Origin of the sequence: Neorhizobium sp. BETTINA12A (assembly GCF_023006485.1) — a bacterium.
In the GTDB taxonomy this organism is placed as follows: domain Bacteria; phylum Pseudomonadota; class Alphaproteobacteria; order Rhizobiales; family Rhizobiaceae; genus Neorhizobium.
Map to the genome: position 1 here is coordinate 1 of NZ_JALBGW010000027.1, position 16,630 is coordinate 16,630.

Consider the following 16,630-nt stretch of genomic DNA (forward strand, 5'->3'; position numbering starts at 1 on the left):
GGTGAAGGCGGTGGCGGCGCGCACGACATGGGTTGTTGCCATACCGTCGATGCCGTCACCCGGTGTGCCCGCGAAATTCCCGACCGCATCGAACGGCGCGCCTGCCGGCCAGTGCGGGAAGAAGGTCGACACAGCGTGATCGCCGGGCGCGAATTCGGTGACACCCAAGCCGACCGCATCGACGACACCCGCACCGTCAGCCATCAGCACGCGGCCGTCGGCGGCCGGAATGCCGCCATTGGCAACGAGCAGATCGTGGAAATTGAGCGAGGTGGCGTGGATCGCGACACGGATCTCACCCGGGGCAGGGACGCCGGGATCATCGCGCTCGACGATTTCCAGGCGGTCGAACCCACCGGGCGCGCGGACTACCCAAGCTTTCATACGATTTCCTTTCCCTTGATCGGCAGAAGAGCAGGCGCGCTTTCAGCCATGCCGACAGCACCAACGAATGGGGTGATGGCGAGAGCGGTTGCGGCGGCGGCGATAGCTGCAAACGGCGTCACCATCACGCCCGGCCCGGCGAGGATCACTCCGCCCAAAGCCGAAGCGCCAGCAATGCCTAGATTGAAGGCGGCGATGTTAAACCCTGAAGCGGTGGCGACCGCATCGGGTGCCTCTTTCTCCGCCACAGCAATCACGCCTGCCTGTACGATCGGTCCGGTGCAGAAGCAGAAGACCGACCAGAAGAAGATATTGACGAACATCACGCCGGCGTGCGGCGCAGTATAAGGCAGCGCCGCAAGCGCCAATAGAAGGCCGATGAGCGCAAAGGCGAGGCCACGCCGCGTCCCGAGCGCGTCCCCCAATTGTCCGCCGACCAGATTGCCCACCACCGCGGCGGCGCCGAATACCATCAGCGCCAGGCTCACGCTCGTCTCGGACACATGCGTGACTGTGGTCATGAGCGGCGACAGAAAGGTGAAGACCGCGAACGATCCGCCGTATCCTAGCGCCGCGATGGCATAGAGCGTGAGCAACTCGGGTTGTTGCAACAGCCTGAACTGAGAGAGCAAGCCCGCCGACGGCTCAAAGGAAATCTGGCGCGGCAGCAAAATGTGCAGAAACGTCGCCGCCAGCGCGCCCAGCCCGGCGATGACAAAGAAGGGCGCGCGCCAATCAAGTCGCTAGCCGATGAATGTTCCTGACGGAACGCCAACCACCATGGCGACGGTGAGGCCGGCGAACATCAGTGCGACGGCACGGGCCCCGCGTGACCGTTCCACCAACGACATCGCGATTGTGGCGCCGATGGAGAAAAAGACGCCGTGCGCCACGCCAGTGATGATGCGTCCCGCCAGCATCGCGCCATAGCCGGACGCGAAGCCGCTCAAGAGATTGCCGAGCGCGAACAGCAGCATCAATCCAACCGCTAGCGGCCGGCGCGGCAGATGCCCGACTAACGCCGTGACCGTGGGGGCACCGATGGTCACGGCGAGGGCGTAGCCGGAAACGAGCAGACCAGCCGCCGGGAGCGTTGTCCCGAGATCGCGCGCGATCCCGGGAACCAGGCCAATGATCACGAACTCAGTCGTGCCAATGGCAAATGCTCCGGCGGCCAGCGCGATCAGCGCAGGCTTCATGATCGTCGTGCCTCACGCGTCAACCGTCTCGACCACCCTTTCGGCGACATGCGCGACGATGCCGGTCTGGCCCGGCGCGACGTCATCCGCCATGGTGTGGCGATCGGGGAAATCGCCTCCGTTCTGCGCACGGAACGGGATTGGCGCGTCGGTGAACAGCCTGGCGAGTCGCGCGCGCCAGCCCGCCTTGATCGCCTCGACCTCTTCGGCGGTGGAGACATGGCCAGCGCTGTAGACAGCGTGCGTGGGCAGCACATCCATGCCCGGATAGAAGAGCGCGCCGTGGGTCAGCGGAAAGAGCAGCTGCTCAATCGGCGCGTTGATCCCGCGCGGGCCATAGTCCGCCACAGGTCCACCGGCCTGAACATTTACCAGCGCGCGCTTGCCCTTCAGGATGCCGTCCCCGAAGCGAAACTCGTTGGCGCCGTTCTGGTAGCCATAAGCGAAACCAAAGGCATAGACGCGTTCGATCCAGCCCTTCAGGATCGCGGGCACGCCATACCACCACAGCGGGAACTGCAGGATGACCGCGTCCGCGGCAAGGAGTTTGGCCTGTTCGGCGACAACATCCGGCGTCTGGTTGCCGGTCGCATAGGCATGGCCCGATTCCATGATGAACGACAGCCGGTCGGGATTGGTGCGGACGGGAAAGTCGTCGGCGTCGAACACTGCTTTCCACTTCATACCGTAAAGTTCGGATTGCACGATCTCGTGTCCGGCGGCGCCAAGCGTCTCGACAGTAACGTCGACCAACTGCCGGGTGAGCGAGGTTGCTTCGGGGTGCGCAGATACAATAAGGATATTCTTCTTCATCATGCTTCTCTGGTTTCTATCGTGGAGTGTGGGGTGGCGCTTCAGCGCTCGCTGGGATGTACCCAAGCCAGCGGCTTCACCGGATCATCAAGCTCGGTATGGGCCAGCGCGTTGGTGAAGTTGGAGATGATCTTTGCGTCGGCCATCAACGTCGCGACGCTCACATTCCCGAGCTGAACGACCGGCGCGATGTCGGTGTAGTTCGGTACGTCGCCGTGAATTTCGGCCGCGTGCGCGTGGAATGCTTTTTGGAAGCTGTCCGGCGACTCGAACAGCGCGTGAGACGCGGCGATGTAGGGCGCGGGGGCACCCGGCTGTGCGCCGCCAAGGCCGGTTTCGACGATCACCCCTCTGACGGCGTCGCCAAGCAGGCCCAGGGCCAAGGGCACATGTTTCTCGAGGCGGCATCGAAGCGTGCCTGCTCAGTATTGGGATAAAGAAAACTGACGATGACATCCTTGCCTCCCGCGGGAGGGATTGGTGAAGCTCCCGCGTCGAGGCTTGCAGGATGAAGGCTTTTCAGCGATATTTGAAATCGATTATATTTTATTCGGAAATAAATGTGGTGGATACCAGCCGCATCGACCTCAACCTTCTGGCAACGCTCGAAGTGCTGCTCGCCGAACGGAACGTCACCAAGGCGGCGGCGAAGCTGCATCTCAGCCAGCCGGCAGTCAGTGCGCAACTCGCGCGGCTGCGGGATTTGTTCGACGATCCGTTGCTTCTTCCTGCCCAGCGCGGAATGACCCCGACCGCCAAGGCAACAGAACTTGCCCCACAATTGCGCGAGGCGTTGGATCGGGTGCGCTCGACACTGCAGTCCCACAGGGACTTCGATCCCGAAACGGCGCAACTCGCTGTGTCGATCGCTTGCTCGGATTATGTCCAGGCAGCCGTTGTGATGCCGCTCGTCTTGGCGCTCCGGCGGATAGCACCAGGCGTGCGCGTGGCGGTTTGGCACCTGTCCCCCGCCCTCATGGAACAGCAGTTGGCGAACGGCGATATCGATTTGGTGATCGCCACACCCGATCCCTCGATGCCGCATCTACGTGCATGTGATCTTTACGAGGAAACATATGTCCTCATCGGCAGGCAAGGCCACCCGGATCTGAAGCCTGGTCTGACGATCGAGAACTATGTCAGGCTGGAACATATCGTCGTCTCACGGCGAGGCGGCAACTTCGAGACACCAGTTGACGACGCCTTGGGAGTTCTCGGTTATCGGCGCAATGTCGTCATGTCAGCGGGCTCGTTCTTGTTCATTCCCGAAATTGTTTCCAGCAGCGATCTTGTCGCTCTCGTACCCAGGCGGCTGTTTCGTGCCCAATCGGAAAGGCTGATGATCATCGATCTGCCCTGGCTGAGCGAACGGTTCGATATCGGCTTGATCTGGCACGAGCGTTGTCACGGCCATGCCGGGCAGCGCTGGGTTCGCGAATTGATCCGAAAGCTGATGGTCGAGGGCGAAGACGACGCGCCGCGCGCCTAGACTAATCGGGCGGCGACAGGTTTCCGCAATCGCCGAGGGCTATCGAGTTCGCCGCTGCTTCACAACCTGGGCCGGTCCGAAGAACGCCCGCACTAGCTCGGCTCCTCGGAAAATCGGGTTGTTGAGCTGAGCCAACGAACCCGGTCCTCAGTTTCCTCAGCGCGGCCCTAGACCGCGAGAAGGGGCCAGAGCGCGTCGACCTAATGGTCCAGGTGAGGCTGCCCGGTGGCTGGATCGCCTCCGCTCGCCGCGAGCGCAAGCCCCCGCCGCAGGATGTGTCTGGCGGCGTTGCCGCTGCCGTCGAGGAGGGAGTTGAGGTAGGAAAGGGCCTACGAGACTTCTTCCAACGGTCGGACGGGTAGTAAGTTCTAGACTAAATGTTCGCCTGGGGCTGGGTGACCCGTCTCACAATATGCAGGTATCGAGGGTTGCGTAAAGTGACCCCGCACAGAGCCTCATGCATAGGAGACGGGCCATGGAAGAGACTATCACATATATCGGATTGGATGTTCACAAAGAGACGATTTCGGTGGCACTTGCCGATGGCGGTAAGCGCGGTGACGTGCGCGCGTTTGGCCAGATCGTAAACACACCAACGGCCTTGAGCCGCATGCTAGCCAAGCTTTCGCAGTCGGGCCGGACCCTCAAGTTTTGCTACGAAGCAGGACCTTGTGGCTACGGCATTCAGCGGCAACTCTCTGCCGCTGGCCATGATTGCGTGGTCGTGGCCCCGCGCAAAGTCCTCATTATTTTTCGCCGTCGAATGTAACGCTCAGCGACCCATGCGCGAATATCTGCTGTGACCGGACTTTCTACCTCCTTCCCGATCACCGCCCGGCCCGGAGCCGACTTTCCCTCCAGCGCCGGCACGCCACACCAGAATTGAAGACGCGGCCCCGCACGCTATTGCAACATGCCTCGCGCAAACTGCTCGCCACGCGCCAGGACTCTGGCAGACTTCTCATTATAAGATCGGTGATATCTTCATGCGCACATGCCTGCTCGCTGCTCTCCTCCTCATCGCCGTCATGCCTCTTACTGTTTCTTCCGCAATGCTTTGCGGAGCGCAGACTGCTTGTCCCGTCAAGGACGGAAACTATCGGATCGAGTTGCCGCACGACGGCGATATTCGCGGCGTCTTTGTCTATTTCCATGGTTTCAAAAGCGCCGCCAGATTGCAGATGCAGCAGCGCCCTCTGGTCGAGATGACGCTCGCGCATCATCTCGCCTATGTAGCCGTCGATGGCATCGACGGGAGTTGGTCTTTTCCTCACGGTCCCCGCCAGGATCGCGATGAAAAAGCGTTCATCACGAATGTCTTTGATGACCTGCGGCAACGCTACGGTTTTACCCCGGACCGGACGGTAATCGGGGGTTTTTCCATCGGCGCATCGATGGCTTGGTACACCGCCTGCCAGCAAGGGGAGAAAACCGCGGCGATGGTTACTTTCTCCGGCGTGTTCTGGAACCCTCTTCCAGAACCGGATGATTGCGTTGCCGATCTTCCTCCAATGATCCATTTTCATGGGACCGCGGATGAGACGTTTCCGCTCGCCGGTCGGGCGATTGGCACAAAATTCCATCAGGGCGATGCGTTCAAAAGCTTGGCCATTCTGCGTGAGCGTGGCAAATGCGACATGAAGGCTGCGAAAAAAGTCATGCTGGATAGCATCGAGTGCGACGATGTCCCCGACTGCATTCGGGGCGACAGTGTCATGTGCATCCACAACGGTGGCCACGAGGCCCGGTCCGATATGCTTGACGCTGGCCTGACGGCGGTGGGCTTTCCCAAATGAACACTGGGTTGCAAAAAAACGAAGATCCTTTGTAACAACTGCCTGCATTCCCGCGAATTAGCAGGCAGCAAGGTCGCAAACCTGATCCGACGCGATGCTGACGGATCGTTCGAGGATTACAAGGGAACCCCCTCATGCTGCAGTCAATTACATGTCCAAATATCGGCCATGCCATCGTTCATCATTTCGGAGAAGGTGCGGCTATCTGGGGGCAGGTGATCACTCCGAGCATTGCTCATCTGGTTCAGGCGCAGCGGGAGTTGGCGATCAATTATTCCCGGATACGCCCCGGGATTGTGTTCGAGACCGTCTCGAGCGTTGCGATGCTTCCCCATGTCATCGATGGATCCACGTTTCGCATACACGTCGAAAGCACGGCGTTTCGCCGCACCGTTGTCCGACGCGAAGCGGCGCTGGAAGCCTTCATCCGCTGCGATGCAGGCGCCGATTGCACTCTCAATATTTGGGGCCGTGTCGCGACGGAAAGTCCATCGCAGCAGTCAGATCAACTGGCAGCTATCGACGACAAAACTGCCGCCACCATGCCTGTGATTTTCACCGTGACATTCTGGGAGATATCGCGCGCGCCGGACGCCCGCATGGAGCAGATGATCAGGCAAGTGTCCGAGAAGGACCGCAAAATCCGGGAGCTGGAATTGAAGGTGGCGCTCTCGATGTGTTCGCAATGAACTCATGTTCAGACAGACGCATGCGCAGCCGTAGAATTGATTGTTCCATACCAGGAGTTACCATGCAGAATTCAGACAGCCCGGCGATAAAGAATGAAGCGGCGCCGCGCTGGCGTCAAATTGGACTGTGGAGCGTCAAGCTTCTCCTTGCTGCGGCCTTCATTGCCGCCGGCAGCGCCAACCTCTACGGCCTGCCGATATTGGTTCAGAACTTCGAGCAGATCGGGCTCGGGCAGTGGTTTCGGTATTTCACCGGAACACTCGAGTTGATCGGCGCGGCCGCGCTACTCGTCCCGGCTGTGGCCTCGCTCGGTGTGCTTCTGCTCGCCGCGATCATGGTCGGCGCCACCTTGACCCATCTCTTCGTGCTGCCGGGCTCGCCCGTCCCCGCGATCGTGCTCTTCGCGCTGAGCGTGATGGTAGCCTGGGCGCATCGCGACCAGATCGCCGTGCTGGCCAGCAAGATCCTCGTCGACCGCGACTGAGGACACGAAAGTCGTCAACGCTCTCCCCCTTCCCACTCCGAGGCTCATGTCATGTCACGGCTGATCATCGCCGCTAGGCTCACTGGGAGATATCGCGCACGGCCGACACCCGCATGGAGCAGATGATCAGGAAAGTGTGTCCGAGAAGGAGAACATACGGAGTCGCGTGAGATACCTTTTCGAAAGCTCGCAATTACATCACGAATTTTTAAGCACAAGCAGGAGATCTACATGACACCCGAAGAATTCCGGCAGAGAGGTCATGAAATCATTGACTGGCTCGCGGACTATCATGCGAAGATATCTAACTATCCGGTCCAACCTGGGACACGGCCGGGTGATGTCAAAGCGATGCTTCCTGCCGTACCGCCGGCAGAAGCTGAGGGTTTTGACCAGATAATCGCTGATCTCGACAAGGTCGTTCTTCCGAATATTTCGCATTGGCAACACCCACGGTTCTTTGGCTACTTCCCCTCTAACTCGCTTGGCTCGGGTATTCTGGGCGATCTGGTGAGCAGTGGCCTCGGGGTGCTAGGTTTATCCTGGCAGTCATCGCCCGCGGTGACTGAGATCGAGGAGGTTACGGTCGACTGGTTCAGGCAAATGGTTGGTCTATCGTCGGCGTGGTTTGGCGTTATCAACGACACGGCATCAACGAGCACTTTGGTCGCTTTGCTTTGTGCTCGGGAGAGGACGACAAGATTTTCTCTTGCGCGGCGCGGCCTGCAGGCTGAACACCGGCCACTCACAATCTACACGTCGGCGAGCGCCCATTCGTCGGTGGAAAAAGCGGCACTGCTGGCGGGATTCGGTCGTGAGAATGTCCGCATGGTTGATACCGACCCCAATTTCGCGATGCATCCTTCGGCGCTCGAGCATGCCATCGCCGCGGATATCCACTCCGGATCCACTCCCTGTGCGATCGTCGCGGCCGTCGGTGGGACCGCCACCGTGTCCATCGATCCGTTATCCAGCGTCGCTGACATCGCACGCAGACACGGCTTGTGGCTCCACGTTGATGCAGCCATGGCCGGAAACGCGATGATCCTGCCGGAGTTGCGTTGGATGTGGGACGGTATCGAGGACGCAGACAGCGTGGTTATAAACGCGCACAAGTGGCTGGGAGTCCCTTTTGATTGCTCGCTCTATTTCGTCCGGGACGAGCCTCATCTGCTTCGGGTGATGTCTGCCGATCCGAGCTTCCTTCAATCGAGTGCCGACGAAAAAGTGCGTAACCTACGCAACACCGGTATTCCCTTGGGACGAAGGTTCAGGGCTTTGAAACTGTGGTTCGCCATACGCGAACAGGGCGTATCAGGGTTGCAAGCCAGGTTGCGGCGAGACATTAGCCTGGCTCAGGATCTTCGGTCGAAGGTGGAAGCCACCCCTGATTGGGAGATTATCGCGCCCGTCGTTCTGCAGACCGTCTGTATTGTTTATCGGCCGAAGTCTGTGGCGTCCGACCGTCTCGATGATTTCACTCGCGCCTGGGCGCACGCGGTCAATACCTCGGGCCAGGCCTATATCACGCCGGCAACGGCGGCCGGGCATTGGATGGTCCGCGTCTCGATCGGCACAATAACGACGGCTGCGAGCGATATAGAAATGGTCTGGCAGGCGATACAGGAAGCGGCTGCCGCACTCGTCCCGGAATTTTCGTGAACGGCCGGAGAGGTGGTGGCATTGGCGGAACCCTCGGGACGAATGAGCTTTTGACGGATGATAACTTCGACGGGGTTAGCCAACCTCCTGCCGTTTTGTAGCCACACCGCCCGCATCAGGCGATTCCGAGCAGCAGCAATTCGCCATCACGGGGAGCTCCTCTGGATTTGGCACGCATGTATTCGGCTCGGTTGTCTCGACTTTCGGCCCGGTCTTGCGGATATCTTGCGCTGCTCCGTCCCGCCGTGACGGACTCCGATGACTTGTCTCATTATCGGGTGCCGCCCGAGACGCCTTCCCAAAGAGTTACAAGCGAAACGAGGATCAGAAGCAGGCCTGCGGCCCGCCCGACCCAGATCGTTGCAGTACCGTTGCCAACGAGAACTTCTCGCGCCCGACCCGCAGCCACAGACAGTCCGCCATAGACGAATAAGAGAGTTGCGGCTGTCATCGCAGCCATGACCGCAGCCTGTGGCGCAAGCGGGCCGAAATCGGGACGCAGAAACTGCGGGTAGACTGCCAGCATGAACAGATACGCCTTCGGATTCATCAGGCAGGATACGATGCCGCGGCGAAACGCCTCCCCATTCGAGCGGGCATCTGTCGCGCGGACCTGGTCGACGGTGATCGAACTCCGCATCAGAGTGAACCCTATCCAGGCCATATAAAGCGCACCGACGATCAGAAGCGGCCGAAACAGCACAGGCATGAGGCTGGCAAAGAGGCCGACGCCCAGAGCCGCAAATAGGGAATGCACGAGGCTGCCAACGATGATACCGGCCGTGGCGAAAAGACCCGCGGATCGACCATGTGTCAGCGCGTTTGCCAGTACGAAAATCATATCCACGCCTGGAACGATGACGATGCCGAATAGAAGTGAAAAGAAAATCCAAAGATTTTCGGTATATGTCATATCTATCCTCTGATAAACTTGCCGTATTAGAAATACATTCGTCGGAAAAACGACGATAGGCCATGGGACTGGCACAAAACTATCACTGCGTATTCTTAAAGCGATCATCGATCGTTGCGGCGTGCCCGCTGTTTGCGCTTCTTGACGCGATGATGGCTGATAGGCGTCGATTTGGCTGAACAGCGGTACTCGTCGTTCGAAGAGCAGGTGGGTGATAGAGACCAGGTGCAGCGTTTTGGTATCGGGACCGCATACCCTGACGGGCGAGCCCACGACGATTTAAGTTCCGCGCGTGGCTTCGAGCCTCGTGAGCTCCCGGAGGATATCGTCCTTGTCCTGATCGACATGCGGCGGCGCCCGATCAAAGCGAACCGGAGTTGCAGACATCTTCAGCGGATTGCCGAGGAGGCGGACGGTTTGTCCGTCTACGGTTTCCATGGTCATCACCATTTCGCGCGCCAAGGTATGCGGATTGGCCACGACCTGATCGATCGTGGCGACCCGGCCTGCGGGGATTTCGGCAGCGACAAGCCGCTGCTCCCAGCGTTCGGCGGTATCGGCTTTTAGGGCCTCGGTCACAAGCGGGTCCAGTGCATCGATATTTACAACGCGATCACGGTTATGGCGAAACCGCTCGTCGCCCGCCAGATCAGGACGGCCGATCGCCGTACAGAAGCGGGCGAACTGCCGATCGTTTCCGACTGCGATGGCGATGTCTCCAGCAGCCGTTGCGAAGGTCTGGTAGGGAGCGATGTTGGGATGCCGGTTGCCGATCCGCCCTGGCACCTTTCCCGAAACCAGATGGTTCGTCGCGGCATTGATAAGCCAGGCAACTTGCGTGTCATAAAGCGCCAGATCGATATACTGGCCTTCGCCCGTGCGGTCGCGATGGCGCAAAGCGGCGAGGATGCCGACGGTCGCATACATGCCGCACATGACATCGGCAATGCCGAGGCCGACCTTGAGGGGCCGGCCACCGGCCGTATCGCTTTCGCCGGTGATGCTCATGATGCCGCCCATCGCCTGGACGAGAAAATCATAGCCGGTTCTCTCGGCATAGGGTCCGGTTTGACCAAAACCGGAAATCGCACACCAGACGATATCCGGTTTGATCTTGCGAATATCCTCATAGCCCTGTCCGCGCCGGTCGAGATCGCCCGGCTTGTAGTTTTCGATCACCACGTCCGAGACAGCCGCCAGCCGCTTGACAAGCGTAACGCCTTCATCGCTGCCGAGATCGATGGCTATCGATCGCTTGTTGCGGTTAGCGGACAGGAAATAGGCGCTGAGATCACTGTCGCTGCCATCGGCATCCGGCACGAAGGGCGGTCCCCAGCTGCGCGTGTCGTCGCCAGTATCAGGGCGCTCGACCTTGATGACATCGGCCCCGAGATCGGCGAGCAACTGCGTGCAGGTCGGTCCGGCGAGAATCCGCGACAGGTCGAGGATGCGCAGACCTTCGAGGCTGGCGGGTTTTTGATGGTCAGACATAAGGGATTCTCACGATTTCCAGGGCGAACTCTTGAACCAGCGTACGAGATAGGCGGTTCCTATCAGCACGCCGAAGCCAATCAGGTTTCCAATTGCCTCTGCAGAAGTGGTGCGACCGGCATGATCAAGCGCGACACCGATCGGCTGGGCAATCACAATACCGGTGATGAAGACGGCGAGCGATTGCTGGCCAACGACCGTCAGAACGCGCACGGCAGGGCCACGCAGCCGGGAGCCTTTCTTACCGACGAGATGCACGGCGATGTAGCAGAGCGCCATGAAATGAACGAAGCGCAGCAGGCCGAAGTCGGTCTTGTCGGTGAGTGGGAAAAGCTTGCTGGCGGCCATTTGGAAGGCTGGATGCGCTTGTTGGAACCACACCCAGGCAAACGGCACGGTCAGGATCACGACGACAACCGCAACCGCCATCAACCTGCGGTCGAAGCCGGGGGCCGGAAGGCTGCCGCGCATCAGGAAGAAACCGGTGAAAAACAGCAACTGCCATCCAAAGGGATTAAAGAACCATCGGCGATCCGACCAGGGTTCCGCCGGCAGCCCGGTCAGGTCGAACTGGGTCGCCAGCCATAAGGCAACCATCATGGCGAATGGCAGAAAGCGGTGGAGCTTTGATGCAAGGATCATTGCTGGCATCAACGCCAGAATGACGATGTACATCGGCAGGATATCGAAATAGTTCGGCACATAACTGAGCGTCAGCAGGCCGACGAGAAGATTGCCCGGGTCCTTCACGAAGGGTACGAGGTTGAGACTGTCGACATAAGCGACCCCGTCATAGCGGGTTCCGGCGACGACCATGATGGCGGCAACGACGACAAAGACGGCAATGTGGGTCCAAAATATCTGCCAGACACGTTGAGCGACGCGGGCAATGAGCACAACCGCGCCGCTGCGGTCGAAGGTCGAGCCGAAGGCGATGGCCGAGGCCATTCCCGACTGGAAGACGAACATTTCCGTGGCGTCGGAAAAACCGAAGCGCGCCGGAATCCACAGCGCCCACCCGTTGTTCGGGATATGGGCCAGAAGGATAATCAGCATGCCGACACCACGGAAAAAGTCGAGCCGCGGATCACGGGGACGCTTGAGCTTCTGAGGGGTTGAACCTGTCGCCTGGGTGCGTTCAGAAGGCGCCGTCGTAGGCGCCTGCATCGAACTTGCAGGCGATGAGGGTGAAGCCTTCGCGCTCGCGGGCTGCCTCAAGCTCGTTACGGAAGTCATTACAATTCTCCACATTGACGCCATAGCCGCCGAAACCTCGTGCGACGGCGGCAAAGTCAGTTTCGCCGAGCGTGACGCCGGCCGATTTCAGGCCGGCGGATGCCTGCTTCAGAGCAATCAACGCCAGGCTTCGGTCCTGAAAAAGCACGATGGTGATAGGCAGATTAAGATCGCGTAGCGTAGCGAGTTCGCCGATTCCCATCTCAAGGCCGCCGTCGCCCATCACCGCGAAAACCGGACGTGATGGATCGGCGACCTTGGCACCGATCGCAAGCGGCAAGGCCGCGTTCATGGTGCAAAAGCCCGCCGATTGCAGCAATGACATCGACCGCGGCGCCACCCACTTCTGCGACAGGAGGATCCGATGCGCCCCGCTGTCGACAGTGACGATCGATTCCTGACCGGCAGCCGCATTGAGCGCCTCGATGATTGCGTGGGGCCCCCAGCTATCATCGCTTGCGAATAAACGGGCAAGTTCGTTTTTCACGGCGGCAGGTTCGCCAGCTGTCCAGGTCTTGTGCCCCGCGTGAACATCAGCCAAGGCCTGTAGAAAAGCGCGAGGTGCAGCCTGGATTCTGGTTCCGGCATGATGCATGCCGTGGTCCGTAGCAGTATCGGAAATCTCCACCAGCTTTGCTGGATCTCCGACGAAATCCAGCCAGCCGAGCCGCATTTCGATTGGGTCATATCCAATTGACAGGACCAGATCCGAATCCCGGACCAGGTTCAGAAGAATTTGATCCGCCAGCGGTGACAATCCGGCGGCGCCAAGCGACAGCGGGTGGCCCTCCGGGATGATGCCCTTGGCCTTATATGTCGTCATAACCGGTGCGCCAATTTTTTCGACCAGGTGCTGGAGTGCCGGACCGGCATTATCTCGCACAGCGTCAAGACCAGCGATAAAAAGCGGTCGTTGCGCCCGGCCAATCCTTTCGGAAAGTGTGTGAACAACTGGATCCGTCATCGTTACCGAGGACTTCAGAAGCTTCGGAGGCGAAATGACGTTCAAGGTTGGCGAGACCGCGGCAGCCGTCGCCGGAGACAGGTCGAGATGGACGGGACCCATCGGCTTTGTCAGGGCAAGCGCGAGTGCACGAGCGACCGTGGAAGCAGCGCTCTCGGGCTCGATTTCGAAAGAAGCCTTGACCAGCGGTCGCAGCAACTGCGCATGGTCGATCACCTGATGGGTGTAACGCGCGCGGGTCGAACGGTCGACAATGCCGGATATGACGATCAAAGGCACGCGCTCCTGGGCAGCGTCGGCGATGCCGTTGACCGCATTGGCAAGGCCCGGCCCAACGGTCGTCACGAGAAGTTCCGGGTTTTGCGTCATCGCGCTTGCGCCTGCCGCCATGATCGCCGCCGCGGTTTCATGACGCGCAAGATGAAAGGCAATACCCGAGGCCTCCAGGCCGTCTATCAGCGTGACCACTTCTCCGCCGGGCATGCCAAAGGCATGACGGACGCCGTGGGCATGAAGCGTGCTGGCGACGATGTCGGCAACTCTCGGCGTTAAGAAGCTTTCGGCGGTCACTATCAATCTCTCGAATCAGGTGAAATGGGCAGTGCTCAGCGCTCACTGGCAACTGGACCCTTGCACGGTTAGAAAACCTGCCCGGTGGCTCACGGAACCGGGCAGGCCTAGTCCCACAACGGGTCTAATGTTCCATGCGGCGGACGACGAACGCGACGACCGTACCAAACAGCATGTGGCCGATCAGCGATGCCCAGGTGAGAGTAACAAAACCGAGAAATGCCGGTTGGCCGCCAAACAGGTGTGCCATGACGTAAAGGGCAAAGATCCAAAGACCGATGCCGAAGCCGATGCCCGTCAATAGTAACGGTAGCTTGGGGACGATCAGCCGCTGCAACGGGCGGGCGATGAACAGGTAGCCGATCGGATAAAAAACGATGCCCACGATCGCGTGGATCGCTTCGGCCAGAAACAAATTGTTGAACCCGAACACCGATTGAACGAGAGCAGCCGGCTCCAGTGGCCCGCCAACCCACAGTGGGGTGATCAGCCGTGCCCAGATTTCCCAGGTAATATTGGCGGCAAGTCCGGAAAGAATAATCGTCCGGCCGAGGCTTGGTTGAATTTCAGGGAAGACGCTCGTCTTTTGCATTTCCATCATGGACATCGTGTTTTTCCTTTCTTTGAGGTGAGATCAGGCAGACAAACGCATGCCAACCGAATGTTCGATGGACTTGAACAATCGGTCGTCGGCCTTCAGCCGCTGGCGAATTTGGCCGATACGCGAAACACCGACATTATTGCCATCGGTCGCCATCGCCCTGGCGAGCGCGAGGACGAAGAAGTCGCGCTGTGCGTTGCTGCCGCCGATCTTTGGCAGGTTCGCCACCATGCGTTCGAGCATGTGGCGGTCCGCCGGAGCATCGAGACCCGTGAGAACGCGCGCCATCGGTACACCGATCTCGGCGGCGACGCGGCCCTGGTCATCCATGCCAAGCGCCTTGGCTTCTATATGCGATACAAGCTCCACAGTTCCATCGCGGTCGCCAACGGCAACCATGGCGGCGAGATTGTGCAGAGCCGCAAAAATCAAGGTCGTGTCTGTCTTTCGACGATGGGCCATTTCTGCCAGATCGGTCCAGCGATCACCGACATGAGCTCCCGATTGCTCCATCCGCCACAGGAGCGAGACAGCATTCGCCATGTCTCGGAAATCATCGGTTTGCTGTGGGCGAACGTCGTCGTCGTAGATCTGCAGCACCCGATCATGATCGCCGCGTTCCAAGTGTAGCAGACCGAGATGCCAAGCCATATGAAAAGAGAAATTGTTGCAGCGCGACCAGGCTTTGCGGTTCGCCTCGAGCCAGTCAATGCCTTCTTCCGTATCCCCTCGCATCTCGAAGACATGCGAGACGGCGTGAAGGCCCCAGGAATCATCGGGCTGCAGAGCAACCGCAAGCTGTCCCGCGGCAAGCGCCTCGGCATACCGACCATGCTCTTCAAGCGAAAACGCATGACAACCAAGTATAAAGCCCCTCGCCGTCGTGCCGGCCTCAAGGCGCGCGACTGCACGTGTGCTGGCCCGCAGCATGCCGCGGGCATCTCCAAGCATGAAACGCAGAGCCTGCGAAATCTTAAAGGGCAAGAACGTCACCGACCGATCCTCGAAACCGTCGTCGAGAATATCCGTCGCACGCGAAAACGAGCCTTCGACGGCGGCCTCCAGTGCTTTCACAAGGATGCGCTCGTCACCGGTTCCTCCGCCTCTGACCACTAGCGCTGCCTGCGCATCAACGAGTGCCTTGGCAGCCGGTTGGTCGAGCTCCGACCGCGCCAATATCAGATTTGCAAAGCCCTTCAGCGCATGGCCGGCAACATGATGGGGGTCGGCTGCCAAAGTTGACTGGATGGCCACGCCAGTACTTGGCCGATGCGCCGCCAGACCAAAAACGGCATTCTCGAATGCCCGTTGTGCCTCGTTGCTGTCAGTGCTGGTCATGAGACCGTAAGCATCGCGCTTCATTCGTTTGCTCCTTCAGGAGGACGCCGATCGGGAACCCTCGAGATCCCATTACCCTTCGTCCGACAGAGACCTTTACGGTCGCGTCAGGTGGTTCGTTACAGTCGGTCCTGAACTTTTTCGCAGTCGCGCCAAAATTTCCTGACGTGGCATAGAGGGCGGGAATTTTTCAAAACACATGTAACAAAACCATGTGGTGCCGCGAATTACCGGGGCTGGCCTTTGCAGGCGGCCTCAACTCGAAAGGGCGGGACCATCATGAGTGAAGCAACAGGAACAAGCCCCGTTGTCATGGTTACAGGCGCAGCAGGAAACCTAGGAAGCGCCGTCGTCAGGGAGCTTGCGGCGAACGGTACGCGGCTCGTCTGTGTCGAGCATAATTCGGAAGCCCTGGAGAAATTGGCAGAGAGCCTGCCCGAGAATAGCGAAATCCTGCTGATCGGCGGCATGGATCTCGCCGATTTGACGTCATGCCAGGAGGCGGTCGAAAGAACGCTCGCGAGATTTGGCCGGCTCGACGCGCTCGCCAATACCGTCGGCGGCTTCCAGACGGGACCGGTCGACGAGACGGGCGTACACCAATGGGATCAGTTGTTTCACATGAATGCCAGAACGGCTTATGCAATTAGTGCGGCGGTCCTGAAACCGATGCAGCAGGCAGGCTACGGCCGCATCGTCCATGTCGCGGCGGCGCCAGGACTAAAGGCCGGCGCCAATCAAGCCGCCTATGCAGCATCCAAAGGGGCGGTGATCCGGCTAACCGAAGCGATCGCCGCGGAAAACCGCGACAAGCGCATTACCGCCAACTGTATTTTGCCGGGCACGATCGACACGCCGCAAAACCGCTCAGTGATGCCGAATGCGAAGACGAACAGCTGGATTCAGCCAACGGATATCGCCAAGCTTATCGGGTTCCTCATTTCGCCTGCAGCAGGCATCGTCACTGGTGCGGCCATACCGGCGACCGGCCGCATCTGAG

The 16,630-nt window shown here is 59.6% G+C and carries 17 protein-coding genes and 1 pseudogene; 7 read left to right on the forward strand and 11 right to left on the reverse strand.

Going from position 1 to position 16,630, the window contains the following annotated elements; genetic code table 11:
* The 5 genes from MOV61_RS10095 to MOV61_RS10115 all read right to left on the reverse strand — a co-directional run.
* On the reverse strand, positions 1-384 hold a 384-nt coding region (locus MOV61_RS10095), incomplete at its 3' end, for an alcohol dehydrogenase catalytic domain-containing protein (RefSeq protein ID WP_247136481.1).
* A complete protein-coding gene (locus tag MOV61_RS10100; RefSeq protein ID WP_247136482.1) occupies positions 381-1,055 on the reverse strand; it encodes an MFS transporter in 675 nt (224 codons plus the stop codon). The genes MOV61_RS10095 and MOV61_RS10100, both read right to left, overlap by 4 nt.
* 72 nt (positions 1,056-1,127) lie before the next feature.
* Complete coding sequence (locus tag MOV61_RS10105; RefSeq protein WP_247136483.1) at positions 1,128-1,583, reverse strand: MFS transporter; 456 nt, start codon at positions 1,581-1,583, stop codon at positions 1,128-1,130.
* A 12-nt stretch (positions 1,584-1,595) separates the two neighbouring features.
* Complete coding sequence (locus tag MOV61_RS10110; RefSeq protein WP_247136484.1) at positions 1,596-2,399, reverse strand: NAD(P)H-dependent oxidoreductase; 804 nt, start codon at positions 2,397-2,399, stop codon at positions 1,596-1,598.
* A 38-nt stretch (positions 2,400-2,437) separates the two neighbouring features.
* Complete coding sequence (locus MOV61_RS10115; protein WP_173426766.1) at positions 2,438-2,785, reverse strand: EthD family reductase; 348 nt, start codon at positions 2,783-2,785, stop codon at positions 2,438-2,440.
* Between the two features lie 176 nt (positions 2,786-2,961).
* Between MOV61_RS10115 and MOV61_RS10120 the strand changes: the two genes are divergently transcribed.
* The 6 genes and pseudogenes from MOV61_RS10120 (at position 2,962) to MOV61_RS10145 (ending at position 8,517) form a co-directional block, all read left to right on the forward strand.
* Positions 2,962-3,885: a LysR family transcriptional regulator gene (locus tag MOV61_RS10120; RefSeq protein WP_038548460.1), complete on the forward strand. Its 924-nt coding sequence runs from the start codon at positions 2,962-2,964 to the stop codon at positions 3,883-3,885.
* Positions 3,886-4,360: 475 nt separating this feature from the next.
* A pseudogene (locus MOV61_RS10125) lies at positions 4,361-4,618 on the forward strand (hypothetical protein); the annotation flags it as partial.
* 253 nt (positions 4,619-4,871) lie between these two features.
* Positions 4,872-5,681 (forward strand): PHB depolymerase family esterase, encoded by an 810-nt coding sequence (locus MOV61_RS10130; RefSeq protein ID WP_247136485.1) that lies wholly within the window; start codon positions 4,872-4,874, stop codon positions 5,679-5,681.
* A gap of 134 nt (positions 5,682-5,815) precedes the next feature.
* Positions 5,816-6,370, forward strand: a complete 555-nt coding sequence (locus MOV61_RS10135; protein ID WP_247136486.1) for a hypothetical protein — start codon at positions 5,816-5,818, stop codon at positions 6,368-6,370.
* Between the two features lie 62 nt (positions 6,371-6,432).
* A complete protein-coding gene (locus tag MOV61_RS10140; protein WP_247136487.1) occupies positions 6,433-6,855 on the forward strand; it encodes a DoxX family protein in 423 nt (140 codons plus the stop codon).
* A gap of 231 nt (positions 6,856-7,086) precedes the next feature.
* On the forward strand, positions 7,087-8,517 hold the full coding sequence (locus tag MOV61_RS10145) for a pyridoxal-dependent decarboxylase (RefSeq protein WP_247136488.1): 1,431 nt from the start codon (positions 7,087-7,089) through the stop codon (positions 8,515-8,517).
* Positions 8,518-8,788: 271 nt separating this feature from the next.
* Here the strand turns inward: MOV61_RS10145 and MOV61_RS10150 are convergent, their stop codons facing one another.
* From MOV61_RS10150 to MOV61_RS10175, 6 genes are all read right to left on the reverse strand, one after another.
* A complete protein-coding gene (locus MOV61_RS10150) occupies positions 8,789-9,430 on the reverse strand; it encodes a LysE family translocator (RefSeq protein ID WP_247136517.1) in 642 nt (213 codons plus the stop codon).
* A 279-nt stretch (positions 9,431-9,709) separates the two neighbouring features.
* Positions 9,710-10,921 carry a CaiB/BaiF CoA-transferase family protein gene (locus MOV61_RS10155; protein ID WP_247136489.1) on the reverse strand — a complete coding sequence of 404 codons (1,212 nt, stop codon included), beginning with the start codon at positions 10,919-10,921 and terminating at the stop codon, positions 9,710-9,712.
* 9 nt (positions 10,922-10,930) lie between these two features.
* A complete protein-coding gene (locus tag MOV61_RS10160) occupies positions 10,931-12,088 on the reverse strand; it encodes an OpgC family protein (RefSeq protein WP_038548443.1) in 1,158 nt (385 codons plus the stop codon).
* The gene (locus MOV61_RS10165; RefSeq protein WP_247136490.1) at positions 12,060-13,691 is read right to left on the reverse strand and encodes a thiamine pyrophosphate-binding protein; all 1,632 of its coding nucleotides are present in this window, start codon (positions 13,689-13,691) and stop codon (positions 12,060-12,062) included. The genes MOV61_RS10160 and MOV61_RS10165 overlap by 29 nt, the downstream gene beginning before the upstream one ends.
* A gap of 124 nt (positions 13,692-13,815) precedes the next feature.
* On the reverse strand, positions 13,816-14,298 hold the full coding sequence (locus MOV61_RS10170) for a hypothetical protein (protein WP_038548437.1): 483 nt from the start codon (positions 14,296-14,298) through the stop codon (positions 13,816-13,818).
* 27 nt (positions 14,299-14,325) lie between these two features.
* A complete protein-coding gene (locus MOV61_RS10175; RefSeq protein ID WP_038548433.1) occupies positions 14,326-15,654 on the reverse strand; it encodes a tetratricopeptide repeat protein in 1,329 nt (442 codons plus the stop codon).
* Positions 15,655-15,942: 288 nt separating this feature from the next.
* Between MOV61_RS10175 and MOV61_RS10180 the strand changes: the two genes are divergently transcribed.
* The gene (locus MOV61_RS10180) at positions 15,943-16,629 is read left to right on the forward strand and encodes an SDR family NAD(P)-dependent oxidoreductase (RefSeq protein WP_247136518.1); all 687 of its coding nucleotides are present in this window, start codon (positions 15,943-15,945) and stop codon (positions 16,627-16,629) included.
* The last annotated feature ends 1 nt before the right edge of the window (position 16,630 follow it).

Excerpts from the sequence above, each read along its gene's own strand:
- MOV61_RS10175 (WP_038548433.1), bottom strand. The coding sequence starts at position 15,654 with ATGAAGCGCGATGCTTACGGTCTCATGACCAGCACTGACAGCAACGAG.
- MOV61_RS10180 (WP_247136518.1), top strand. The coding sequence starts at position 15,943 with ATGGTTACAGGCGCAGCAGGAAACCTAGGAAGCGCCGTCGTCAGGGAG.
- MOV61_RS10135 (WP_247136486.1), top strand. The coding sequence starts at position 5,816 with ATGCTGCAGTCAATTACATGTCCAAATATCGGCCATGCCATCGTTCAT.
- MOV61_RS10145 (WP_247136488.1), top strand. The coding sequence starts at position 7,087 with ATGACACCCGAAGAATTCCGGCAGAGAGGTCATGAAATCATTGACTGG.
- MOV61_RS10155 (WP_247136489.1), bottom strand. The coding sequence starts at position 10,921 with ATGTCTGACCATCAAAAACCCGCCAGCCTCGAAGGTCTGCGCATCCTC.
- MOV61_RS10160 (WP_038548443.1), bottom strand. The coding sequence starts at position 12,088 with ATGCAGGCGCCTACGACGGCGCCTTCTGAACGCACCCAGGCGACAGGT.
- MOV61_RS10110 (WP_247136484.1), bottom strand. The coding sequence starts at position 2,399 with ATGATGAAGAAGAATATCCTTATTGTATCTGCGCACCCCGAAGCAACC.
- MOV61_RS10150 (WP_247136517.1), bottom strand. The coding sequence starts at position 9,430 with ATGACATATACCGAAAATCTTTGGATTTTCTTTTCACTTCTATTCGGC.
- MOV61_RS10105 (WP_247136483.1), bottom strand. The coding sequence starts at position 1,583 with ATGAAGCCTGCGCTGATCGCGCTGGCCGCCGGAGCATTTGCCATTGGC.
- MOV61_RS10170 (WP_038548437.1), bottom strand. The coding sequence starts at position 14,298 with ATGTCCATGATGGAAATGCAAAAGACGAGCGTCTTCCCTGAAATTCAA.
- MOV61_RS10130 (WP_247136485.1), top strand. The coding sequence starts at position 4,872 with ATGCGCACATGCCTGCTCGCTGCTCTCCTCCTCATCGCCGTCATGCCT.
- MOV61_RS10140 (WP_247136487.1), top strand. The coding sequence starts at position 6,433 with ATGCAGAATTCAGACAGCCCGGCGATAAAGAATGAAGCGGCGCCGCGC.